Annotated in this window: 22 protein-coding genes; 9 read left to right on the forward strand and 13 right to left on the reverse strand. The window is 56.1% G+C overall.

The genetic code is table 11. The features are described 5' to 3' along the window. Positions 1–11 precede the first annotated feature (11 nt). Genes ACTIKR_RS00520 through ACTIKR_RS00540 form a run of 5 tightly spaced genes read right to left on the reverse strand, consistent with a single transcriptional unit; the run spans position 12 to position 5,049 of the window. Entirely contained in the window at positions 12–1,637 is a 1,626-nt protein-coding gene (locus ACTIKR_RS00520; RefSeq protein ID WP_193088093.1) for a GMC family oxidoreductase, read from the reverse strand. Positions 1,638–1,642: 5 nt separating this feature from the next. After that, positions 1,643–2,641, reverse strand: coding sequence for an ABC transporter substrate-binding protein (locus tag ACTIKR_RS00525; RefSeq protein WP_193088094.1), 999 nt, complete (start codon positions 2,639–2,641; stop codon positions 1,643–1,645). Positions 2,642–2,678: 37 nt separating this feature from the next. Further along, positions 2,679–3,497, reverse strand: a complete 819-nt coding sequence (locus tag ACTIKR_RS00530; protein ID WP_442326946.1) for an ABC transporter ATP-binding protein — start codon at positions 3,495–3,497, stop codon at positions 2,679–2,681. Between the two features lie 2 nt (positions 3,498–3,499). Then, the gene (locus ACTIKR_RS00535; RefSeq protein WP_193088096.1) at positions 3,500–4,285 is read right to left on the reverse strand and encodes an ABC transporter permease; all 786 of its coding nucleotides are present in this window, start codon (positions 4,283–4,285) and stop codon (positions 3,500–3,502) included. A gap of 41 nt (positions 4,286–4,326) precedes the next feature. Then, complete coding sequence (locus ACTIKR_RS00540) at positions 4,327–5,049, reverse strand: GntR family transcriptional regulator (RefSeq protein WP_193088097.1); 723 nt, start codon at positions 5,047–5,049, stop codon at positions 4,327–4,329. Between the two features lie 385 nt (positions 5,050–5,434). On the opposite strand from ACTIKR_RS00540, the gene ACTIKR_RS00545 reads away from it, so the two are divergent. Together ACTIKR_RS00545 and dmeF are read left to right on the forward strand one after the other, a co-directional pair. Next, entirely contained in the window at positions 5,435–5,710 is a 276-nt protein-coding gene (locus ACTIKR_RS00545; RefSeq protein ID WP_193088098.1) for a metal/formaldehyde-sensitive transcriptional repressor, read from the forward strand. A 12-nt stretch (positions 5,711–5,722) separates the two neighbouring features. Continuing rightward, positions 5,723–6,715 (forward strand): CDF family Co(II)/Ni(II) efflux transporter DmeF, encoded by a 993-nt coding sequence (gene dmeF, locus ACTIKR_RS00550; RefSeq protein ID WP_442326953.1) that lies wholly within the window; start codon positions 5,723–5,725, stop codon positions 6,713–6,715. Between the two features lie 180 nt (positions 6,716–6,895). Here dmeF and ACTIKR_RS00555 read toward each other — a convergent pair whose 3' ends face one another. From ACTIKR_RS00555 to ACTIKR_RS00565, 3 genes are all read right to left on the reverse strand, one after another. Beyond that, positions 6,896–7,705, reverse strand: coding sequence for a substrate-binding domain-containing protein (locus tag ACTIKR_RS00555; RefSeq protein WP_193088099.1), 810 nt, complete (start codon positions 7,703–7,705; stop codon positions 6,896–6,898). 302 nt (positions 7,706–8,007) lie between these two features. Next, positions 8,008–9,705, reverse strand: coding sequence for an L-lactate permease (locus ACTIKR_RS00560; RefSeq protein WP_193088100.1), 1,698 nt, complete (start codon positions 9,703–9,705; stop codon positions 8,008–8,010). Positions 9,706–10,128: 423 nt separating this feature from the next. Further along, complete coding sequence (locus ACTIKR_RS00565; protein ID WP_226816695.1) at positions 10,129–11,052, reverse strand: LysR family transcriptional regulator; 924 nt, start codon at positions 11,050–11,052, stop codon at positions 10,129–10,131. 138 nt (positions 11,053–11,190) lie between these two features. Between ACTIKR_RS00565 and ACTIKR_RS00570 the strand changes: the two genes are divergently transcribed. Continuing rightward, a complete protein-coding gene (locus ACTIKR_RS00570; protein ID WP_193088101.1) occupies positions 11,191–11,829 on the forward strand; it encodes an NAD(P)-dependent oxidoreductase in 639 nt (212 codons plus the stop codon). A 213-nt stretch (positions 11,830–12,042) separates the two neighbouring features. Here the strand turns inward: ACTIKR_RS00570 and ACTIKR_RS00575 are convergent, their stop codons facing one another. The 4 genes from ACTIKR_RS00575 to ACTIKR_RS00590 all read right to left on the reverse strand — a co-directional run bounded on the left by ACTIKR_RS00575 (position 12,043) and on the right by ACTIKR_RS00590 (position 14,531). Continuing rightward, positions 12,043–12,183, reverse strand: coding sequence for a hypothetical protein (locus ACTIKR_RS00575; protein ID WP_193088102.1), 141 nt, complete (start codon positions 12,181–12,183; stop codon positions 12,043–12,045). A gap of 192 nt (positions 12,184–12,375) precedes the next feature. Further along, the gene (locus ACTIKR_RS00580) at positions 12,376–12,699 is read right to left on the reverse strand and encodes an EthD family reductase (protein ID WP_193088103.1); all 324 of its coding nucleotides are present in this window, start codon (positions 12,697–12,699) and stop codon (positions 12,376–12,378) included. A gap of 138 nt (positions 12,700–12,837) precedes the next feature. Further along, entirely contained in the window at positions 12,838–13,077 is a 240-nt protein-coding gene (locus ACTIKR_RS00585; RefSeq protein WP_193088104.1) for a hypothetical protein, read from the reverse strand. A 230-nt stretch (positions 13,078–13,307) separates the two neighbouring features. Beyond that, positions 13,308–14,531, reverse strand: a complete 1,224-nt coding sequence (locus ACTIKR_RS00590; protein WP_193088105.1) for an MFS transporter — start codon at positions 14,529–14,531, stop codon at positions 13,308–13,310. Positions 14,532–14,586: 55 nt separating this feature from the next. Between ACTIKR_RS00590 and ACTIKR_RS00595 the strand changes: the two genes are divergently transcribed. Continuing rightward, positions 14,587–15,411, forward strand: coding sequence for an AraC family transcriptional regulator (locus ACTIKR_RS00595; protein ID WP_226816698.1), 825 nt, complete (start codon positions 14,587–14,589; stop codon positions 15,409–15,411). Between the two features lie 157 nt (positions 15,412–15,568). On the opposite strand, the gene ACTIKR_RS00600 is transcribed toward ACTIKR_RS00595, so the two are convergent. Then, complete coding sequence (locus ACTIKR_RS00600) at positions 15,569–16,213, reverse strand: TetR/AcrR family transcriptional regulator (protein ID WP_442326947.1); 645 nt, start codon at positions 16,211–16,213, stop codon at positions 15,569–15,571. Positions 16,214–16,450: 237 nt separating this feature from the next. Here ACTIKR_RS00600 and hglS point away from each other — a divergent pair, with 237 nt between their 5' ends. The 5 genes from hglS to ACTIKR_RS00625 all read left to right on the forward strand — a co-directional run bounded on the left by hglS (position 16,451) and on the right by ACTIKR_RS00625 (position 22,050). Next, a complete protein-coding gene (hglS, locus tag ACTIKR_RS00605) occupies positions 16,451–17,827 on the forward strand; it encodes a 2-oxoadipate dioxygenase/decarboxylase HglS (RefSeq protein ID WP_193088107.1) in 1,377 nt (458 codons plus the stop codon). Between the two features lie 523 nt (positions 17,828–18,350). Then, positions 18,351–19,280, forward strand: a complete 930-nt coding sequence (locus ACTIKR_RS00610; protein WP_442326948.1) for a siderophore ABC transporter substrate-binding protein — start codon at positions 18,351–18,353, stop codon at positions 19,278–19,280. Between the two features lie 103 nt (positions 19,281–19,383). Beyond that, positions 19,384–20,346, forward strand: coding sequence for an ABC transporter permease (locus tag ACTIKR_RS00615; protein WP_193088109.1), 963 nt, complete (start codon positions 19,384–19,386; stop codon positions 20,344–20,346). Continuing rightward, complete coding sequence (locus ACTIKR_RS00620; RefSeq protein ID WP_193088110.1) at positions 20,339–21,295, forward strand: iron chelate uptake ABC transporter family permease subunit; 957 nt, start codon at positions 20,339–20,341, stop codon at positions 21,293–21,295. Before ACTIKR_RS00615 ends, ACTIKR_RS00620 begins: the two co-directional genes overlap by 8 nt. Continuing rightward, a complete protein-coding gene (locus ACTIKR_RS00625) occupies positions 21,292–22,050 on the forward strand; it encodes an iron ABC transporter ATP-binding protein (RefSeq protein ID WP_193088111.1) in 759 nt (252 codons plus the stop codon). The genes ACTIKR_RS00620 and ACTIKR_RS00625 overlap by 4 nt, the downstream gene beginning before the upstream one ends. Positions 22,051–22,180 lie beyond the last annotated feature (130 nt).

Raw genomic sequence — 22,180 nt, forward strand, 5'->3', positions numbered from 1 at the left:
TTGCCGGCGCGCTAGCGTTTTGCGTTCAGGATCAGATCCGCGCCTTTTTCGCCGATCATGATCGAGGCGGCGTTGGTATTGGCCGAGACTATGTCGGGCATGACAGACGCATCGATTACCCGCAGACGTTGTACACCCTGGACCCTGAGCATGGGGTCGACCACTGCAAGTGTGTCCGAGCCCATGCGGCAGGAGCCAACGGCATGAAAAACCGTGCCACCGCATTCACGTGCGAATGCAATCATGCCTTCACGCGATTGGCGATCGCTACCGGGTAGCACTTCGGTGTCGATCAGATCGCGGAAAGCCGGCTGGTTATAGATGTCTCGCAACATTTCCAGCCCGGCGGCCAGCGTCTGGCGATCGATCTCTTCGCTCAGATAACGGGTTTCAATACCGGGCGGGGCCAATGGATCGGCGCTGCGGATCTGCAGCCTGCCTCGTGATACCGGTCGGCACTGCGAGGCCGAGGCGGTAAAGCCGGGGTAGGCGTGCAACGGGGTGCCGGGTTTGTCTACCGATAAGGGCATCACGTTAAATTGCATATCTGAGCGATCGTCGGTCGCGTATTGTGTTTTTGCGAATCCGCCGACCTGTCCCGCGCCCACGGTAAGCGGGCCCGCGTGCCTGAACGCCCATTGCAGGCCCATGGCAGCCAGTTTCAGCGGATTGCGCACGTCATTATTGAGCGACATTTTCTTTTTCAGACGAACAATCGTGCGCGCCTGGTAGTGGTCTTTCAGATTTTCTCCCACTTCAGGCGCATCGAAGACTACCGGGATGCCATGCTTTTCCAGCAGCGCTTTCGGACCTACGCCCGACAACTGCAATATTTGCGGAGACTGCACGGCGCCGGCCGACAGAATCACTTCGGCATCCGCCTGTGCCTGATAGACGGCGCCATGTTGCAGCCACTGCACCCCAGTGGCTGTAGTACCGTTGAACAGAACACGGGTCAGGTGCGCGTCGGTCAGCACAGTGAGGTTGGCACGGGCCTGAACCGGACGCAGAAACGCGGTGGCCGCGCTGGAGCGCCAGCCGTTTTTCATGCTCAGCTGATAGGCGCCTACGCCGAATTCGGTGGCGCCATTGAAATCTGGGTTTAAGGGCAGCCCGAACTGCTGCCCGGCGTCCAGCCACGCCTGACAGTAAGGATGGTCGTTCTTCAGATCGGATACGCCCAGTTCGCCATCGCCACCGTGATATTGGCTTTCGCCATGTTCGTAGCCTTCGGAGCGTTTGAAGAAAGGCAATACCGACTGATAATCCCAGCCGGTGGCGCCCTTGGCGGCCCAGTCGTCGTAGTCCTGATGCTGGCCTCGAATATACAGCAGGCCATTGATGGAACTGGACCCGCCCAGCACACGCCCGCGCGGCCAGATAATACTTCTGCCTGCCGTGCCTTCACACGGCTCAGTGTCGAAAAGGCGGGAAAAACGGGTATCGTAAATGGTTTTGAAATAGCCGACCGGCAGGTGAAGCCAGAAGTTTTTATTTGGTTTACCCGCTTCGAGCAACAGCACACGAACGGCAGGGTTGGCTGACAGGCGATTGGCCAGGACGCAGCCGGCCGAACCTGCGCCTACGACAATATAATCGTAGGCGCCGGAATGTTGTATCGGCCGTTGTTCACTCATTTGACTCATGATTTGATAACGTTCAGATAAAGCTTGGGATCAAAGTATTGGGCAGCCGGTGTGGCGTTCGGAATGCTGGCAAAATCAATGAAGAAATCGCTGACGCGCTGCAGCCATTTGGTGACGGAACCGTCAGCATACAACTTGGCCCATTCCGCGGAAGTAAACATCTTCTGGGCCGCATACTGTTCCTTGATGTCTGCCAACGGCACCTGGGGATAATGTTTTGCCTGAATTGCCGCCAGCGCCTTGTCGGTATTGGCAATCAGATAGTCATTGGCCTCGGCCCAGCCGCGGATAATCTTTTCCAGTACGTCCTTGTTCTTGTCATAATAATCGTTGCGCGCCGCCCAACCGCCCATGATGGCCGCTTCAGGGTAAAACTTGGAGGCATCTACCAGCATTTTTGCGCCAGGCACTTTGTTGCGAATGGGAATGTTGAACGGAACCCATAAGGCAATGGCTGGCACCGCTTTGGAAATAAAGGCAGTCACCGCATCCTGCATGCGCTGGTTGATGATTTTCACATCCTTCTTTGGATCCAGTCCGTTTTTGCGCAGGGCATTGTCCAGGAACACATGCGCGGTCGTGCCTGTGGTGGTGGATATCTGCTTGCCTTTGAGATCAGCGATCGAGTTTACCCCCATATCCGGATGCACCCACAACTGCGCCGTGGCAAACTCCACGTCGTTCATCAGAAAAACTTTGCCTTGTCCGCGAGCAGGGAAATTGGACATGACGGCGCCGGTGCTCAGTACGTCGATACTGCCGCCGCTCATGGCCTGAAACAGCTCCAGGCCGGTCTGAAATTGAATGAACTCCATCTGCAGCCCGTTCTTCTTCCAGATACCCATGTCCTCGGCCAGCCAGATCTGGCCATCTACGGCCAGGGTATGCAGATAGCCGACCTTGACTTTAGTACTGCTTTGAGCGAAAACGGGTGACGCATGTAACCCAACGGCTGCCGTGCCGGCCGCCATCTTGATAAAAGTTCTACGTTTCATAGCAACTACCTCCTTTGGTATTGGACAGCCAGTGCGCCTAGGCGACGCGTTTTTCCTTTGCCAATGCTTCCTGTGCGGCGTATTCCTGCATCACGCTATTGTGGATACGGGCGCGCAGCGCAATAAATTCCGGTGTTTCCTGCAGCGATCGATGGCGAGGATAGGCAAAGGGGATGTCGATCACCTCCCGAATGCGCGAGGGGCGTGCAGAAATAATCAGCACCTTATTGGAAAGATACAGAGCTTCTTCCACCGAGTGTGTAATCAGCATGACCGTTTTGCCTTCTGCGTACAGCACATCCAGCAGCAGATCGTGCATTGCGCTGCGGGTCTGCGCATCCAGCGCTCCAAACGGTTCGTCCATCAGGACAAATTCGGGGCGCACCGCATAGGTACGTGCAAGCGCCAGGCGCTGCTTCATGCCGCCCGACAGTGTTTTCGGAAACGCCTTGCGAAAATCAGCCAGCCCCATCAGGCTCAGATAACGATCAACAATCTCGTTCTTGTCTGCGGCATTCAGGTGCTTGCTTACTTTCAGGTTTAAGCCAAATGCAATATTCTGCTCGACTGTCAGCCAGGGGAAAACGCCATACTCCTGAAACATGACGCCCCGATCCGGGCCTGGTTGTTCAATCGGCTTGCCATCGAGCATGACCGCGCCGCGGGTGGGTTTGACAAATCCTGCGGCCATATTCATAAGGGTGGTCTTGCCACAACCGGATGGCCCCACAAGTGAAATGAAATCGCCCTGGTTGACGCTAAAGGACATATCCCGGACAACTTGCAGTACACCGCCCGGTGTATCAAACTGCATGGAAACATTGTCGAAAACGATCCGTTCTTTGTTTGTCTGCATGTCTACTCCCCGGCCCTGTCCTGCCAACTGATCAATCGGTTCGATAATTTGCGAATGGCCACATCCATCAAAAGCGCAATGGCGCCAATGCAAATGATCCCCACATAAATGGCGCGCAGATCAAAGAATGCCGAGGCGTTTTGTATCATCGCACCCAGGCCTTCCTGGGCCGCCACCAGTTCAGCCGCGACCAGTGTTGCCCATGCCACGCCCAGCGCTACCCTGAGCGCAGTCAGCATGTGGGGCACGGTCATGGGCACCATGACTTTGAGGAATATTTCCATATCCGTGGCACCCAGCGTTTTGGCCACGCGGATATACACAGGGCTGATCTGATTCATGCCTTCATACATCACAATGACGGCCGCAAAAAAGGAGGCATAAAAAAGAATGGCAATTTTGGCCATTTCGCCAATGCCGAAGTACACAATCACAAGTGGAATAAGCGCGATGGGCGGCAGGGCGCGAAAGAAATTGACCAGTGGGTCGACAAAACGCCGTATGGGCTTGTACCAGCCGATCAGAAAGCCGATAGGCACCGCCAGCAACATACCCAGCAGCAGCCCGCCCACCACGCGCTGGATAGACATGGCCATATTCACCAGCAGCCCACCCTGGGTCAGATGCGTCCAGAACGTCTGCAGCACTTCCAGTGGCGACGGCAGCAATGCCGGGCTGATCCAGCCCGACGCGTGTACAAGCATCCAGACTGCGATCAGGCAGATAAACGGAAAAACGGACCAGGCCAGATTGCCCAACCGGTTGCTGCTTCTTGTGGCTTTTGCCATCCTTGTCTCCATATGTTTTTTGGGTGCAGCGTTCAGTGACCTCAATACTGGTTATGGGCGATATCGTTTTGCAGCAGATCGGTGTCAATCTGAATCAGCTGCGCGGGATACTGAATATGCGCGTAATACAGGATTGTGTCCGACGGATCCTTGAATACGCGGCAGACATCGGCAATCGGGTCCCCCACGCCAATGTTCAAATGCGACGCCGTCTCTTTATCGGATACGGTGATACGCATAATCTGCCGGGCCTGGTGAATGCTGATATCTGGCCGCTGAGCCAGCTGCGGTACAACCGGTGCAGTGCGAAAGCCTTCCGGATCACTATCGAAAATCGTCTTGTCCAGATAGATATCAATAAGGCAATAAGGTGTGTTTTCGCGGTAATGCACCCGACGCAATCGCTGATAGGCCGCACTGTTGCCATCAAAGCCGAAAGCCGGATCGGGCGCGCGCTCACCTGGCTCTATTGGCAGCATGCGGATTTTCAGCGTCGATACAGCCTGGACCAGTTCGCCAAAACTGTTGGCCAGCCTGAACCAGCGCTGTTCGGATAGGTCTTTGGCAACAAACGTGCCGACCCCACGGGTGCGCCGGATAATGCCATTGTCTTCCAGCAGATTGAGTGCAGCACGCAAGGTAATTCGCGATACCTCGAACTGCGCCACCAGATTGTCCAGGGTAGGAATCTGCTCCCCGAAACGCCATTGCTGGCTCTCGATCTTCTGGCGCATGAGCTTGGCCACTTGCAGATACAGTGGCATGCGGCTTTCGTAGCGAGGTTTTATTTCATTGTGCATATCATCATATTAATAAGCACAATTGAAATAAACAAGTAGGGGTTAGCCCGTAACTATGACTAAAGCGTGGCGTTTGCAGCTCTTGTGTTGCGGGCATTGCGACGGCATTGACCACGTCATTAATCACGCCAATATTCAAATATGACGGTCATCTCCTGATCGGGAACGCTCATATGCGTGGCTGCCCGGGCCAGCGAAAACGCGCAGAGTTGCGGCGCGCCGGGCAAAGGACCGGCCGCTTCTGGCCAGACCCGTGTGGCGCCAGAATATACACGGCACCCTGATGTCGATTGCGCAAATGGGCGGGTTGGCTTATGATAATGGTCAATATAGTATAGGGGGGTAGGGTATGTCTCATTTGCATGCCGATAACGACGAGTTGCTCAATCGGGTTCGCAGAATTGCCGGACAGGTCCAGGCCATCGAGCGCGCGCTGCAGGCAAAGGCCGATTGTGGCAAGACGCTGCATCTTGTGGCGGCAACGCGCGGGGCATTGAACGGATTGCTTGAGCAGATTATTGAAGCGCATGCGCAATTTCATGTTGCCGATCCGGCGCTCAGCGATGAGCAACGCCAGGCGGGGGTGAACGAATTGCTCAAAGCGATTCGCCAGTATTCGAAATAAAAGGAATAAATGATGTATTCGGAACACAGTCCCCACAGCCATGCGTTTCTGGGCGCGTCCCATGATGAAAATGCCAGGCGGACCCTGTGGGTGGTCACCCTGACTTTTGTCATGATGGTCGTGGAAATTGCCGCCGGCTATGTGACCGGTTCCATGGCCCTGCTGGCTGATGGCTTTCATATGGCCACGCATGCGGGCGCCCTGGGCATCGCGGCAGGCGCATATGCGTTTGCACGGCGCAATGTGAACAACCAGCGGTTCAGCTTTGGAACCGGCAAGGTGGGAGATCTGGCCGGGTTTGCATCGGCGCTCATTCTTGCCATGGTGGCCCTTGGCATTGCCGTGGAGTCGGTCGCCAGATTGTTGAGTCCGACCAGCGTTGCGTTCGGGGAGGCGGCCATTGTCGCGACGGTCGGCTTGCTTGTCAATATTGTGAGCGCGCTCATGTTGTCGGGCGGCCATCATCACGGACACGATCATCACAGTCACCAACATCATGGCCATGCTGCTGAACACGACCATGCGCACGGATATGCACCCGGCGGCGACAATAATATGCGGGCGGCGTACATTCATGTGCTGGCCGATGCCCTGACCTCGGTCCTGGCCATTGTGGCCCTGCTGGCAGGCCGTTATTTTGGCTGGATTTGGCTGGATCCGGTCATGGGCGTGGTCGGCGCAATAGTTATCGGCAGATGGGCCTATAGCTTGATGAAAGCCAGCGCAGCTGTGTTGCTGGACGTGACAGACGAGCACGTTGCACAGGAAATTCGCGAAATTCTGGCGCCGGTGCCCGATATGAAAATCACAGACCTGCACGTTTGGCAGGTCGGGCCACAGGCGCGTGCGGCCATTGTCAGCGTGGCAGGCAGCGGGCTGACGGCTCAACAGATACGCGAGCAGTTATGGCCAGTCCATGAAATATCACATTTGACAATTGAATGCCAGGCGGCGCCCGCGCCGGCCAATGAGCCCTCAACCTTGGCAGTGATGCCACGTACCTAGGGTGTACGATCCGGGTCGGCTGGCTGCCTGCAAGGGCGTGACGGATCCGCGCAGCAGGCCGGGCCGGGATAGGCATGTGCAGCGGATCTGTCGCATGACCCACTGCCGCTTACGCTTTTGTTACCCAACTACTCGTGGATCGCCTGGCCAGAAGCCGACGAACCCACGAGCGGTACCCGTTTATTGTGTCGGGAAGGCCGGTTCCAGCCCGTTTTGCCGTATCGTTTGGACAGCGGCGGGAGAAGTCAGAAATTTGATCAGATCGTTGGCGCCCTGCTGATTGCGCGCATGCGTGGTCACCCCGGCCGAAAAGATAGTCGCTTTTTGCAAGGCGGGTGGCAACACGCCCACGTAATCGGCCCCTTTGATCGGCAACAGTTCACTGACCTGTTGCAAGCCTAGAGCCGCATCACCGCGGGCCACCACTGCACCTACGCGCTCGGAAACAATACGCTTGCTCTTGGACTTGACCTGGGCTTCAATACCCAGCTTCTTGATCAGTTCTTTTTCATAATAGGTGCCGCTGGCGCTGGCCGAATAGGCGATGGAAGGCGCAGCCAGCAGGGCGCGTTTTACCGCCTCGGCGTTGCTGATATCTGGTTTGGGGGCGCCTTTCTGGACCGAGATGCCGATGAGTGAACGAACCAGGTCCACCTGGCTGCCCTTGACGGCCTGACCTTTATTGACGAGCTGATCCAGTGATTTGCGGGCCAGGATAACCATGTCGGCGGGTTCCTGTCGATCCAGTCGGGCTGGAATGGAATCTGGCGCGCCGCCCATGGATGATCCATGGACAATTTCAACGTGATAGCCGGACTGCTTTTCAAATTGCGGGGCAAGCGCTTCGACCGACGAAGCAAAGCCGCCCGAAGAGATAACCGTTATCGTATTTTTTGGGGACTGTTCCGGCATATGGCCGCAAGCGGCCAGTGCGGTGGATAGTGCAAGTGTGACCAGCATCGCGCGGCGACGGGGGGATTTGACGAACATGTAGTTTTCTCCTTGGGAATGGTCTCTGGTATTAAATGATTGTGTTCTGCCGGTACTTGGCAGAGCGCGCACTGAGTTCAATTGCAGTGGCAACCACGGGTGGATGAATCTGTTTTTTGTATTGGTGCCGTATACCGACCAGCCACCCGAATCTACCCGGGGATCATGGCGATGGCCTTGCCCGGCGACCCCCATCCCTTGCTTAGCCAGATCAATCGTTCGCGCGCAGGCAGAAGTATGAATGATTTGGCCACCCGGTCTGTTTAGATACGGGCGGCCAAATGGTTGACGGGCTGGTTATACTATTTCCCGAGCAGCGGATCGGTTACGCCAAAGACATAAAAAGCCAGCATGGCAATAACGCCGGTAAAGATCAGATAGTACAGCGTTGGCTGGATGGTTTTGCGAAGCGTGTCCCCTTCCCGACCCAACAGGCCCACTGTTGCTGATGCAGCAACGACATTGTGAATAGCAACCATGTTGCCCGCGGCAGCCCCCACAGCCTGTACTGCTATCATCATGGCAGTGGAGATGCCTAGTTGCTGAGCGACATTAAACTGAAAGTCGGCAAGCATCAAATTGGAGGCCGTATTAGAACCAGTGATGAATGCGCCTAGTCCGCCCATGGCCGGAGCGAAGAAGGGATAAACGCTGCCTACTCCGTTGGCGACAAACTGAGCCATGGCAACCGGCATGGATACCAGATCTGCAGCATTTACACCTGAATTGATCAAAATCCGCACCATTGGAATGGTGAAAACCAGGACGAAACCGGCACCCAGAATGGTGCGGCATGATTCGCCAACGGCTTGCTTGACCTCATTGCCACTCATGCGATGCAGGAAAATCGTAATGAGCACAACGAAAATCAGGATCCCGCCGGGTAGATACAAGGGCTCCAGCGTACCTGAAACCTTGTCTTCGCCCATGATATTGCTCCATCCGAAACTCACGGTATTGAGCGCCTGCTTGATGGGTTCAACCGTACGGGAGATGACCAGAAAGACGGCCAGCAGAACATAGGGCAGCCAGCCGTTGAAGGTGGAAATGGGCGTTTTTCCCGCGGTTTCTACCGGTTTCACATCGATGTCACCAATCCAGGTCTTTGGCCATCGGCTTGCCTCAGGGAAGTCCCATGTCTCGCGAGGAATCAGAAAGCCGCGCTTTGCCGCAGGAATGACGATCGCCAGTCCGACCAGGGCGCCGATCATCGACGGAAACTCAGGCCCGAGGAACACGCCGGCCAGCATATAGGGAATCACAAAGCAGACGCCCACGAACAGGGCGAATGGCGCGATAGCAAGCCCTTCCTTCCACGAGCGATTTGCACCAAAAGCCCTGACCATAATCATGACCATGATCAGTGGCATCAATACGCCCACAACGCCGTGCGTTAGCGCGACTTCGGAGGTGATCAGGCGGAAATACTCTTCCCATGAGGAGCCTTGCGCGATCAACTGTTCGGTAATGCCCGCCTTGTTGACGCCGCCGGAGACGCCCACCACAATGGGGGTGCCAACAGCGCCAAAGGAGACCGGGGTTGACTGTATCATCATGCCCACAACCACGGCAGCCAGGGCAGGAAAACCAAGAACCACCATCAGGGGCGCCGCCACTGCGGCCGGTGTACCAAAGCCCGACGCACCTTCAATAAAGCAGCCGAACAGCCAGGCCACAATAAGCGCTTGCACGCGCCGGTCGGGACTGATGTCCGAGAACCCTTTGCGAATCGCCGTTATACCGCCCGAGTGCTTCAGGGTGTTGAGCAGCAAAATTGCGCCGAAGATAATCCATAGAATGGAGGCGGTCAGAATCAGGCCCTGCAGGGCTGAAGCGACCACGCGGTTGACGCTCATCTGCCATGCAGTAAGGGCGATCACGGTCGTGACAATGAATACAATGGGCATGACCACTTTGGCGGTCATTCTAAATCCGATCAATAGCACTCCGGCCAGAATCAGCGGCAGAAATGCAAGTAGCGCAAGCGCGGTGTTGCTCATATTATTGCTCCTTTTGTTCTACAAACCATTTTTTCCGACGGATGCACCTTTGAGCGCGTTTTGGTCACGTCAGACACCAGCAACAGTGTGTGGTATCTGCGAGCATGGCTGTCTCGACCATGCTCCGACAAAAAGGTACATAGAGAAAATGAATTGCCATATTAACCTGAATATTTAATGAATAAGTGCTGCACATGGCACAACGCTGACATTGCGTTGCGAGCCTGTACCGGCCTGGCGACGGACAGTCTGAGCCTTTGTTGGTTGGCCATGCGCCATGCGCCATGTGGTATGCGTTATGCGGGCATAACCGAGATCAGCAGAGCAAACGAGATTTCCGACAGGAGTGCAGGGCGCATTGCGCAGGTGTTTGTGACCGACAACGGGAGCGGCCATGAAAAATTCAACACCTGTTCGCATTACTCACTTTATTGTCCCCAGCTCATTCAGATAGCCGCGATAGAAGTCAATGAACTGCTGTGCGCGATAAGAGACCCGACGGCCTGGTGGGTAGACCGCGTAGATGCCGACCTGCGGTAACGCCCATTGTTGCAGCACAGGTTCAAGCCTGCCTGCCGCGATGTCTTCGGTTACGCTATGCTCGTCCAGTATTGAAATACCGTAACCTTGGCGCAGCATGGCACGCAGTGCGCCGGGTGAATCGACGCGGATGCGGGATCTGAGGTGTATGGTTTCGCTCGCGTTATTGGTATGCTCGAACGTCCATGTGAGCGGAGCAGGCAGCAAGGACAGGCAAATCCAGGGATGGTCTGCGAGATCGGCGGGAGTCAGGATGGGTTTTGCAGCGCGCAAATAGGTGGGGGAACAAACGACGAACTGGCGCATGCCGCCCAGCTTGATTGCGCGCATGGACGAGTCACGCAACCAGCCGACCCGAATCGAGGCATCAATACCTTCGCTGACCAGGTCCTGGACACGGTCACTTGACCGCAGGTCGATGTGCAGATCAGGATGGCGCCCGGCGAAGATCGCCACGGCGCCGGCCAGCGACAGGATGGAGTGATCAACCGTTGAGCTCAGTCGCAAGGTGCCGGACAGGGTTGTGCTGTCTTCCCCCAATTGGTCCAGGGTTTCCTGTAACAGGCCCAGCATGGGTTCACATTGCTCGAACAGTCGTCTGCCGGCATCGGTCAGATTGACCTGGCGTGTGGTTCGTGTAAACAGTGGAACCCCCAGATGCTTTTCAAGGCGGCTTATCTGAATGCTGACTTTGGCTTTGGTCATGCCCAGTTGCATTGCTGCCGCCGTGAACCCGCGCAAGCGGGCCACCATGCAGAAAATAGCGAGCGCGTTCAAATCAATGCCGGCAGCAGTGCTCATAATCATTATTGTTACTAATATAGAAACAATGAATTATAGTTTTTCCTGTTTATTGAATCAATGGCTTCTGTGATGATGTGTATTCTGGCCGTTTGGATACGCAGGTTTCCAGACATAGGCCAAATTACATTTTAGGAATTCAATATGAAAATCGCACTTATCGGCGCGACCGGTTTTATCGGTAGCGCCTTGCTGACAGAGGCCTTGGCGCGCGGGCACAAGGTAACAGCCCTGGTGGCGCACCCCGAAAAACTGCAGCCGCAGGACAATCTGACGATTGAGCAGACCGATGTGCTGGATGGCGTAAAACTGGCGACGCAACTGACGGGTCATGATGCAGTGATTAGTGCATTCAGTGGGCATGCCCAGCAGGACGTTTATGGATACTACATGAAAGGTGTGGATTCCATTATCGCGGCGACAAAACAGGCGGTGATCAAGCGTCTGCTTATTGTGGGCGGCGCAGGTAGCCTGTACGCCCAGCCGGGCGTGCTGGTTATCGATACGCCCGATTTCCCTCAACAGTGGAAAGCCACCGCTCAGGGCGCCAGGGATATTCTGACGCAACTGCGTAAAGACAGTGATCTGGACTGGACTATGTTGAGCCCGTCGGCAATCATTGAACCTGGCGAGCGTACCGGCTCGTTCAGGCAGGCCGATGATGAACTGATTGTGGATGCCGGCGGCCAGAGTCGCATTTCTACTCAGGATTTTGCGCTGGCCATGATCGATGAACTGGAAACGCCCCGGCACGTACGGGCGCGATTCACGGTCGGTTACTGATACGGTTTTTGGTGTAACTGCAACAGCCCTGGCGAACGAACTGTTGAGGGTTGCTGCGGCGGGCATGCCTATTGTGCACTAGTGTGCCTATAGGCCAGAGAGATGGCGGCCCCAATGGAAGGTTACCCGTGCCCGGGAATATCATTGTGCCGCCTGTCAGGGTTTTATTTAACGTGCCACTCGCTGACTTACACACTGTCCTTCCCGGTTCCGTTAACTGATATCGCTGGGCGGTGCGATCGGGACCGGGGCAAACGTGATCTGCAACGCAGTTGGTGCCAGGTTCATGCTGCGCCGATATTTGACCGGCATACGCAGGAAGATCGCGCCTTGGGTACAGATCAGGTCAATCATAAGAGACACCACCGCTGTCGTGCATGAACAGAAGATTACCATCCGATCACTTTTCGTTGATGATCGTCCGGCGTGCCTTTATTGCTGGGAGATATCACAAGCGCGATTGAGATTATCGACGGTCCGATGCACCGGTGTCCGGACCAGCCGCTGATCGCGTTTGAAACTGCTAAGAACGCGGCGACAACGTCGCTAGGTGCGTGTATCGGTGACCACTTCGCTGAGCTGCAGTATCGGGCTCAGATCCGTGTAGTTTGGAATGTCGCCCAGAATTTCATCGGCGTGCGGCCCGAATCCTGCCTGGAAGTCTTCGGCGCTGTCGCAGAAAATATGACACATACCGATATAGGTAGGAGGGGCATCTGGCGTGCCACCGGCGATACCCCGGTCTATGGTGTAATATCGGCAACGCTCGCCCATGCGCTCCTTGAGCAGAGGCAAATGCTTGTCACGATAGTAATCGTGGTCAAAGCGCGCGCCTGGGGTATTGGGGTACATCACACTGACTTTAATCATTACAGCGTCTCCTTTGTCGATGAAATAATTATTTTTGTGTATCTTAGCGCATTACGCCAGGTTGGCTGGCAAGCAATTGTATATGCCCAGCCGGTTTTGTTATTTGAGGCCGATCAAGATAACAGCCCATGTCGTGGGTTAATGCAAGCCAACAAACTGTTGCGCAGCCTGTAGTGTGAGCTTGTGCAGCAGCCGTTCGGCCTGCTGTTCGGTTGCACCCTCATGCCGCAGGTTGCTGATGAACACAGACAGCGAGGCATCAACCAGCTTGAGCCGTTCATTGGGGTCGGGCGCAAACTCCAGTCCCGACAGATGCTGAACATTGCCGTTATCAAGCCGCCGCCATCCGTTGGCTGCAAATTTGGGCAGAGTACTCATGAGCGGCTTCCTTGTCGTGTGTTGCGGCGGCCTCGGCGAGGACGCATAACGTATATAGCCCATTGTACCCAGTTAATGTGTCGCGATCGATGGCAGCGCGCATGATAGCAGCGCAAATTATCCGATAACGAGTGCGCGGTTCAATGTCGTTAAGGGGCAGCGCTTGATCCATAATCAGCGGCCTGGGCCGGTCGTCATACCAACCAGACGAGTGCGGCGCATTCATGACATTAAGGCCGGCGCGCCAGAGCGCGCTTTTCCGTATCTGGCAACAGTGCGGCGACAATACCCAGTAGCGGCAGATAGGCGCAAACGCTGTACACATAGGAGATGCTTGTAGTGTCTGCCAGATGTCCCAGCGCTGCTGCACCGACGCCGCCCATGCCAAACGCGAAGCCGAAGAACAGACCGGCAATCATGCCGGTTTTACCGGGCACCAGTTCCTGGGCATAGACCACAATGGCGGAAAACGCCGACGCCAGGATCAGACCGATAATGACAATGAGGATGCCGGTCCAGAACAGATTGGCGTGCGGCAGCAACAGGGTAAAGGGGGCGACACCCAGAATTGACGCCCAGATGACCCGCTTGCGGCCGATGCGATCGCCGATCGGCCCGCCTACGATGGTGCCGACGGCGACGGCAGCAAGAAAAATGAACAAATAAAGCTGGGAGGTGCGTATCGACAGGGCAAATTTTTCCATCAAATAAAACGTCAGGTAGCTGCTCATGGAAGCCATGTAGAAATATTTCGAGAAAATCAGCACGCCGAGGACAGCCAATGCAGCGATGATTTTGTTGCGCGGCAGTTCAATCGCATTGGCCGAGCGTTTGGAGCGCAGGACGAGCAGGCCCCGGTTGCGCTCATACCAGCGTCCGATCTGCAGCAGCACCACCATGGCCAACAGGGCGGCCAGTGAAAACCAGGCAACGCTACCCTGACCATGAGGCAGAATAATCAGCGCAGCAAACAGGGGCCCCAGCGCAGAGCCGACATTGCCGCCAACCTGGAACAGTGATTGCGCCAGGCCGTGTTGCCCGCCCGAGGCCATACGGGCAATGCGGGATGATTCCGGATGAAATACCGACGAACCGGTACCCACCAGAATGGCGGCCAGCAGCAAAAATGGAAAGGAAGGCGCGACCGACAGCAGCAGCAGGCCCAACAGCGTTGAACCCATGCCGATGGTTAATGAATAAGGCTGCGGGTGCTTGTCGGTGTAATGGCCGATAAGGGGTTGCAGCAGCGAGGCGGTAATCTGATAGACCAGCGTGATCAGGCCGATTTGCGCAAAGCTCAGGCTGAAGTCATCCTTGAGCATCGGGTAAATGGCCAGCAGGATGGACTGGATCATGTCGTTCATCATATGGGCGACACTGATCGCACCAAGCACCTTGAAGGCGGTGCTGTTTTCGGGCTGGGAGGGGCGTATGGCGGCGGATTCTATCGACATTGCATTCACATATATATGACATTCGCAATCAGTAAGTGTAGCCGTGCTAGAATTAATGAAAGTGCCAATTTTCGTCGAGAAAGTGACAGTGATGCATCCGCTTCCCAGAAGCGTCAACGCAGAAGACTACCAGAACATTGCCCCCGCCGTGGCCGCCATGTCCAAGGAGTTTGCGGCCGGTACGGGATCGGCGACGCATTCGCATCGGCGCGCGCAACTGCTTTTTGCATCGCGCGGCGTGATCCGCGTAAGCACCGACAAGGGTTATTGGCTGCTGCCGCCGCTACGTGCCTTATGGGTGCCACCCAATGTTCCGCACTGCACGATGGCGGTTTCCCACGTGGACATGCGCACGCTGTATATTGATGCAGGCGCTGCCAGATCATTGTGGGCCGGTTGCCAGGTGATCGAAGTCAGCAACCTGCTGCGCGAGCTGATCCTGAGCCTGACCGCCGAACCCGTCATCTATTCGCAAAATGAACGGGGTGGCCGGATTGCAGCGCTGATTCTTTCGGAACTGCCGTCAGCCGAAACCGTGGCCACCCAGATCCCGTGGCCGCGGGATCGTCGGCTTATATCCATCTGCACCACCATCATGGATCAGCCCGGACTGAGCCGTCCGTTGGGGGCGTGGGCCGATGCAGTGGGCGCCAGTGAGCGCACGCTGATTCGGCTGTTTCAGTCAGAACTGGGAATGAATTATCGTCAATGGCTGCAGCAGGTCAGGCTGGCAGACGCGGTATGCAGACTATCGATGGGCCAGTCCATCGGGACCATTTCACGGGAACTGGGCTACCGCAGTCCCAGTGCGTTCAGCGCGATGTTCCGCCGTGCGCTGGGCATGCCGCCCAATCTGTATTTGCACCCGGCAAAGCTATGATGTGCCCTGTCCCAATTGCCCTGACGACCAGGGACGGGCTGTCTGCTTTATCTCATGGGGCAGGTAGACGCTTTGCCTGCCTGAAGCGCCATCCTCGGCATTGTGCTCAATGCCCACCAGGCCGGCACCATGTCAGGTGCCATATCACATTCGTCAATCAGGACGATGGCGGCTCGCGCCGCGCTTCCAGTTCATCCAGCGACTGCTCGCGCAGTGCCTGCGGGAAGCCGGCAGTCATGGTTTCCAGTGCGTTGAAAATACGCTCCCAGCCTTCGTCCGTGCGTATGGGAATGCCCAGGAACTGGCTTTCGGTCTTGGCGCGCAACATTAAATAAAGGACTCCGGCAAGCATGATGCTCACGGTCGCGGGCATATCAATTTCCGGAGTCAGGCCATCGACCCGATCAATGAATGCGCGGGCGGCCTTCTCGCGCCGCTGGGCCAACTTGGCGGTGACCTCATTGAGTTCCACCAGTTCCCAGCGGCGCACTTCACGCAGCGTGTCGTTGCTGGTCAGTGCGTCAACCTGGGCATGCAGCATGGACAGGACCAGTTGCTGGGGTGTCTGCTGGCTTGATTCGTCGTTGCCCAGCATCCCGCGGTGGCCGGTCCAGAAATCCTGCTCCTGCATCCAGGCCAGCAGCAGCCCGTCCAGCCCGTTGAAGTAACGATAAATCAGTTCCTTGCTCACGCCCGCGCGGCGGGCAACGGCGTTGATACCAATGCCTCCCATCCCGGCTTCGCGGATTTGGGCATCCAGGGCCTGGAGGATCTGCTGTTCTGTTTGCTGACGACGGGACATAGGAATCCGCAAGTGTATGAAAACTGCATCAGTGATGCCGATAACTCATTCTACAAGAGAAAAACAATACCGGCGCGCGGTTTGATTCGGCTATACTAAAAAGTGACTTTATGGTCACATTTTGCTGTTTGCCCTCTGTGCAAATCCGGTAGCCGGAACGTGTCCATTTGCCAGCAGGCTATTGCTGATCTGCCCGCCTTTATTTTTGCCAACTGAACTACAAAGAGTATTCTCGTTATGGAAAACAATCATTTCGTCTCGACCGACGAAATCCGCACCCGGTTTTCAACTGCCATGTCCAATATGTATGGGCAGGAAGTGCCGCTTTATCGCGATCTGCTTGAGCTGGTTGCCGACGTTAACGCACAGACGCTGCAGGAAAATCCGCAATTGCAAGCGCAATTGAATGAGTCCGGCGAAATCCAGCGCCTGAACCTGGAGCGACACGGCGCCATCCGTCTGGGTACGGCTGCCGAGCTGTCCGGCATTCGGCGAGTTTTCGCGGTGATGGGGCTGCAGCCGGTGGGTTATTATGATTTGTCGGTGGCCGGGGTACCGGTGCACGCCACGGCGTTTCGGCCGGTGGACGATGCTTCGCTGGCAGCCAATCCGTTTCGGGTGTTCACCTCCTTGCTGCGCCCGGAATTGATTGACGATGAAGCGTTGCGCACCAAGGCCGCCGCGATTCTGGAAAAGCGCTCCATATTCAGCGCACGCGTTTTGGAACTGGCAGAAAAATTCGAAACCGAAGGCGGCCTGAAAAGCGAACAGGCTGATGAGTTCGTGATACAGGCCACTGATATTTTCCGCTGGCACAATGAAGCGACGGTGAGTGTTGAAACGTATAACCAGTTGCTTGACGCCCACCGGTTGATTGCAGATGTGGTTTGCTTCAAAGGTCCCCATATCAACCATCTGACGCCCCGCACGCTGGATATTGACGCGGCACAAAAGGAAATGCTCAATCGCAATATTCCTGCCAAGGAATCCATCGAGGGCCCGCCTACCCGGCGCCACCCGATTCTGTTGCGCCAGACCAGCTTCAAGGCGCTGGAAGAGAACGTAACGTTCGACTCCGGTACCGAAAAAGTGGTTGGCGCCCATACCGCGCGCTTTGGTGAAATTGAACAACGCGGTCTGGCCCTGACGCCCAAGGGACGCGCCCTGTATGATCAGTTGTTATTGCGCGCCCGCGAATCGGGCGAACAGGCTGACGGCACTTATGCAGAGCGCCTGGCGAGCGTGTTCACTGAGTTTCCAGACGATCTGGCGGCGATCCGCAAAAGTGGCCTGGGCTACTTCCGCTACAATCTGACGCAACAGGGACGCGTTGCCAATGGCAAGCAGATCGCCAATGCGGACGATATCGACGCCTTGATTGACGCCGGACTGGTTCACGCCGAGCCGATTATTTACGAAGACTTTCTGCCCGTCAGTGCCGCCGGTATTTTCCAGTCGAATCTGGGTGGCGATGACCAGAAAAGCTATCAGGCAAGTGCTGCCCGGGCCGCATTCGAAGAAGCGCTGGGTGCAAAAGTCAACGACGAGTTTGCATTGTACGAAGCCGCACAGCAACGCTCGCTTGATCAGCTTGCCGGGCAACTGAAAAAATAAGACTGGCAGGCCGGTCGCGCTGTCGTGGCCGGCTTTGATCCAGAGCGGGTAATTTGGCCCTTATCTTGCCTGTATCGTGCCCGTATCGTGCCCGTATCGTGCCCGTATCGTGCCCGTATCGGGGCTGTATCACACGTCCAGCTGGGAGTTACAGGTCATTCGAATGGCGCTGCACCCTGAGGCTAGATCGCGCCTATTGCCGTTGTCTTTCTGCGAGCGTTGCGTGCCGCTCGCGACCGATGACCGGCGGCACCCTGCATGAAAAAGTATAAATAAGAATACATCTTATTACCAGTTATGCTACAATTTTCTGTTGTCAAGTCAATCATTTTGTTACCCTCGCGACTCCCTGTCCGGGCCCTCTGATGTGCGTGTATCGCGTGTGAATTTATAGCTCACCGAATGCATCCAGGCACAGGCGGCACGATACCCAGGTGTGGCGTTTTGCCTGCGGCAGATCAACGCCGCGATGCGTTTGGGTGGGTAACCTTTGCAGTTTGAATCAGAAGTGGAGTCATTTTTCATGCAATTTTGCAAGTCTCAAGCTCGTCGCGGGTTGCTGACCGGCATATTGGTGGTAGCCGCCAGCGTCGCGCTGCCATTGCACGCCTTGACCGTTGATCATGCAAGCGGGAAAACCACCATCGAAGGCGAGCCAAAGAAAACAGTTGTCTTTGATCTGGCCTCGCTAGACACCATGCATGCGTTGGGCATAGAGGCTTTTGCTGTGCACGAGGCCAAGTACATCAATCAACTGGCTGCCTACGCGGAAAAATCGGTTCCAAAGGTCGGTTCACTGTTTGAGCCCAGCTACGAAGCGGTTAATGCGCTGTCGCCAGACCTGATTATTGTGGGTGGCCGTTCGGCCCCCAAGTATGCGGAATTGAGCAAACTGGCGCCCACCATTGATTTGACCGTCAATGCCAAAGACCTGCTGGCCAGCGTCAAACGCAACACGCTTACGCTGGCAGACATTTTCAATAAGCAGGACAAAGCCAAGGAACAACTGGGCCGGCTGGACCAGTCCATAGCGGCGCTCAAGCAGAAGGCCGGCAATGCTGGCTCGGGGCTAATCATTCTTACCACCGGCGGCAAAGTCAGTGCGTATGGTCCGGGTTCCCGCTTCGGTATTCTTCATGACACCTTCGGCATTCCCGCTGCGGCGCCCGACCTGTCCACGTCAAATCACGGGCAGGCGGTGTCATTTGAGTTTATTTATAAAACCGACCCGCAGTGGCTGTTTGTGATTGACCGGGATGGCGCCATCGGCCGCGAGGGTGTGGCCGCCGGCAAGCTGCTCGATAACGAGCTGATCCATAAAACCACCGCCTGGAAAAAGAAGCAGATTGTCTATTTGAATGCAATGGATTGGTATTTGCTCGGTAGCGCCGGGCTGACCGCTATGCAGCAGAACGTGGACCAGCTGTCCAAAGCACTGGACGGCAAGCAGTAACCATGGCGCGCTCGCAAGTCCGGGCCCCGGCGTTCTTGACGATTGACGCCATAGTGGGCCTTTCATGAGCGGTTATCCCGAAGGGCACAGAAGCAATAAACTGATGCAGCCCCTACTGGTCTGCATGCTGCTATTGCTTCTGTGCTTTTTGTTTCTGGTCAGTCTGTTTCTGGGCGCGGGCGATATGTCGCTGGCCGCGTTATTGCGTCTGGATAGCGAAGCCTGGCAACTGCTGCTGATCAGTCGCCTGCCGCGTACCCTTGCATTGGTGCTGGCAGGCACCTCATTGGCCGTTGCGGGGCTGATCATGCAAATGCTGGTGCGCAACCGCTTTGTCGAACCCTCCACGGCCGGGACCGTTGAATCTGCCACCATGGGAATCCTGGCTGTCACATTATTGGCGCCGGGGATCTCTGTGCTTGGGAAAATGCTGGTTGCCGCCTTGTTCGCCCTGGCCGGCACGTCGGTGTTTTTGCTGATCCTGCGGCGCATTCCTTTGCGTTCCGCCTTTCTGGTCCCTGTGGTCGGTCTGGTTCTGGGCGGCGTCATACAGGCTGTTACCACCTTCTTTGCTTACCAGTACGATTTGCTTCAGGCCTTGCATACGTGGACCATGGGCGATTTTTCTGGTGTCCTGCGAGGGCGCTACGAACTGTTATGGGTGGCGTTTGCCCTTTCCTGCGCTGCCTATTTCGCTGCAGACCGCTTCACGGTGCTGGGCATGGGTGAGCAATTTACCACCAACCTGGGGCTTAATCACAAACGCCTTATGCTGATTGGCATGGTTCTGGTGTCGGCCATCAGTGCCGTGGTCGTGGTCACTGCGGGCAGTGTGCCGTTCCTGGGCCTGCTGGTGCCCAATGTGGTGAGCCTGATCTTTGGCGATAATATGCGGCGCTCGCTGCCGTGGGTGGCCTTTCTTGGAGCGCTGTTTGTACTGGCTTGCGATATTGTCGGTCGCCTGATCATTTATCCGCATGAAATTCCAATCGGTACGGTAGTGGGCGTGGTCGGTAGCGGGTTGTTCCTCTATCTACTTCTGAACAGGCGGTCTCGTTTTGGCTAAGCTGTCACCCGCCCTGCGGCTTTATCTGCTGGCTTTTTTTGCGCTGCTGTCGGTAGCCGCGTTCATGACATGGGGCGCCAACGGCCACTGGGACTTCGTGCTCTCGTTTCGCGCCAGCAAGCTGGCCGCGATGCTGCTGGTGGCCTATGCTGTTGCGGTGTCGTCTGTGCTGTTTCAAACCATCACGCATAACCGTATTCTGACGCCATCGATCATGGGATTTGATGCGCTCTATACCCTGATTCAGGCTGTGGTTATATTCTGGTTTGGCATGACTGCGGGAGGCCAGTGGGGCATGACAGGCAAGTTCGTGCTGGAAGTCGGTGTCATGACCGTTTTCGCCTGCCTGCTGTTCCAATGGATTTTCTCCGGTGCTTCGCATAGTCTGCATCTGCTGTTGCTGGTCGGGATCGTGTTCGGGCTGCTGTTTCGCAGCCTGTCCGGCCTGATGGTCAGAATGATTGATCCCAACGAGTTTCTGTTTCTGCAGGACAAAATGTTTGCCAGTTTCAATGCCATTCGCACCAATCTGTTGCTGGCCTCAATGGCGATGGTAGGGGCCGTGTCGCTGATCGGCTGGCGGCTGCGCCGCGCCTATGATGTGCTGTCGCTTGGTCGCGAGGTAGCAATCAACCTGGGAATCCATTACCGCAAGACACTGTGGCTCACCCTTGTGCTGATTGCCGTGATGGTGTCGGTGTCAACGGCGCTGGTGGGGCCGGTTACGTTTTTTGGATTGCTGGTGAGCAATCTCGCATACATGATCATGCAAACCGACAAACACAAATATACGGTGCCGGCTGCCGTGCTGCTTGGTATTGTTGCGTTGGTAGGCGGCCAGACCGTGCTGGAGCATGGCCTGGCGCTCAATACCACGGTCAGCGTGGTGATTGAGTTTGCCGGCGGGCTGATGTTTATCGCGCTGATTGTGCGCAAGGGACAACGATGATAAAGGTCAATGGTGTCAGCAAGGACTACGCGAATTTGCGCGTAGTGGATGATGTTTCAGTGCAAATTCCCCGGGGTGGCGTCACTTCCATAGTCGGCCCCAATGGCGCCGGCAAATCCACATTGCTGGGCATGATTAGCCGCTTGCTGCCCATGTCTGCCGGATCGGTTGAGGTTGGCGGGCTGGATATCGCTCGCACCGATACGGCCGAACTGGCCCGGCATTTGTCCATTTTACGCCAGGACAACCATCTTTCCCTGCGCCTGACGGTTCAGGATGTAGTGGCGTTTGGCAGATATCCGCATACGCATGGTCGCTTGACGGTGCAGGACCGCAGCCATGTCGAGCGCGCCATGGCTTATCTGAATCTCAATGGGCTGGAGCAGCGATTTCTGGATGAGCTCTCGGGCGGGCAGCGCCAGCGTGCCTTCATTGCAATGGTGCTATGCCAGGACACGGAATATGTCCTGCTGGATGAGCCGCTGAACAGCCTGGATATGAAAAATGCCGTTGACATCATGAAGGTGATGCGGCGTGCAGCCGACCAACTGCATAAGACGGTTGTGATGGTGTTGCACGATATCAACTTTGCATCCTGCTATTCGGATCTGATCATCGGAATGCGCAACGGCAAGGTTCTGCACCAGGGCCCGCCGCAGACTTTCATTCAGCCACCGGTGCTCAAGGAGCTATACGGACTGGATGTGGTCGTGCACGAATGGCAGAATAATCGGATTTGCGTTCATTACACCTGACATAGAAGCACACTGAGACAGGCGCTACACCTGCCAGAGCGCGGTGTGCAGGGCGGCTTGCGGCTCGCCGCCTGCACAGTTGGCATAGTCGGTATGGTCAAAGAAACCCGCGGCGGCCTCAGTCGCGGTC

Source organism: Advenella sp. (assembly GCF_052108595.1).
GTDB lineage: Bacteria > Pseudomonadota > Gammaproteobacteria > Burkholderiales > Burkholderiaceae_B > Advenella.

Excerpts from the sequence above, each read along its gene's own strand:
- hglS (WP_193088107.1), top strand. The coding sequence starts at position 16,451 with ATGGAAAACAATCATTTCGTCTCGACCGACGAAATCCGCACCCGGTTT.
- ACTIKR_RS00595 (WP_226816698.1), top strand. The coding sequence starts at position 14,587 with ATGAAAGTGCCAATTTTCGTCGAGAAAGTGACAGTGATGCATCCGCTT.
- ACTIKR_RS00535 (WP_193088096.1), bottom strand. The coding sequence starts at position 4,285 with ATGGCAAAAGCCACAAGAAGCAGCAACCGGTTGGGCAATCTGGCCTGG.
- ACTIKR_RS00545 (WP_193088098.1), top strand. The coding sequence starts at position 5,435 with ATGTCTCATTTGCATGCCGATAACGACGAGTTGCTCAATCGGGTTCGC.
- ACTIKR_RS00575 (WP_193088102.1), bottom strand. The coding sequence starts at position 12,183 with ATGATTGACCTGATCTGTACCCAAGGCGCGATCTTCCTGCGTATGCCG.
- ACTIKR_RS00555 (WP_193088099.1), bottom strand. The coding sequence starts at position 7,705 with ATGTTCGTCAAATCCCCCCGTCGCCGCGCGATGCTGGTCACACTTGCA.
- ACTIKR_RS00610 (WP_442326948.1), top strand. The coding sequence starts at position 18,351 with ATGCAATTTTGCAAGTCTCAAGCTCGTCGCGGGTTGCTGACCGGCATA.
- ACTIKR_RS00560 (WP_193088100.1), bottom strand. The coding sequence starts at position 9,705 with ATGAGCAACACCGCGCTTGCGCTACTTGCATTTCTGCCGCTGATTCTG.
- ACTIKR_RS00580 (WP_193088103.1), bottom strand. The coding sequence starts at position 12,699 with ATGATTAAAGTCAGTGTGATGTACCCCAATACCCCAGGCGCGCGCTTT.
- ACTIKR_RS00600 (WP_442326947.1), bottom strand. The coding sequence starts at position 16,213 with ATGTCCCGTCGTCAGCAAACAGAACAGCAGATCCTCCAGGCCCTGGAT.
- ACTIKR_RS00615 (WP_193088109.1), top strand. The coding sequence starts at position 19,384 with ATGCAGCCCCTACTGGTCTGCATGCTGCTATTGCTTCTGTGCTTTTTG.
- dmeF (WP_442326953.1), top strand. The coding sequence starts at position 5,723 with ATGTATTCGGAACACAGTCCCCACAGCCATGCGTTTCTGGGCGCGTCC.
- ACTIKR_RS00520 (WP_193088093.1), bottom strand. The coding sequence starts at position 1,637 with ATGAGTGAACAACGGCCGATACAACATTCCGGCGCCTACGATTATATT.
- ACTIKR_RS00585 (WP_193088104.1), bottom strand. The coding sequence starts at position 13,077 with ATGAGTACTCTGCCCAAATTTGCAGCCAACGGATGGCGGCGGCTTGAT.
- ACTIKR_RS00530 (WP_442326946.1), bottom strand. The coding sequence starts at position 3,497 with ATGCAGACAAACAAAGAACGGATCGTTTTCGACAATGTTTCCATGCAG.
- ACTIKR_RS00590 (WP_193088105.1), bottom strand. The coding sequence starts at position 14,531 with ATGTCGATAGAATCCGCCGCCATACGCCCCTCCCAGCCCGAAAACAGC.
- ACTIKR_RS00525 (WP_193088094.1), bottom strand. The coding sequence starts at position 2,641 with ATGAAACGTAGAACTTTTATCAAGATGGCGGCCGGCACGGCAGCCGTT.
- ACTIKR_RS00565 (WP_226816695.1), bottom strand. The coding sequence starts at position 11,052 with ATGATTATGAGCACTGCTGCCGGCATTGATTTGAACGCGCTCGCTATT.
- ACTIKR_RS00625 (WP_193088111.1), top strand. The coding sequence starts at position 21,292 with ATGATAAAGGTCAATGGTGTCAGCAAGGACTACGCGAATTTGCGCGTA.
- ACTIKR_RS00570 (WP_193088101.1), top strand. The coding sequence starts at position 11,191 with ATGAAAATCGCACTTATCGGCGCGACCGGTTTTATCGGTAGCGCCTTG.
- ACTIKR_RS00540 (WP_193088097.1), bottom strand. The coding sequence starts at position 5,049 with ATGCCACTGTATCTGCAAGTGGCCAAGCTCATGCGCCAGAAGATCGAG.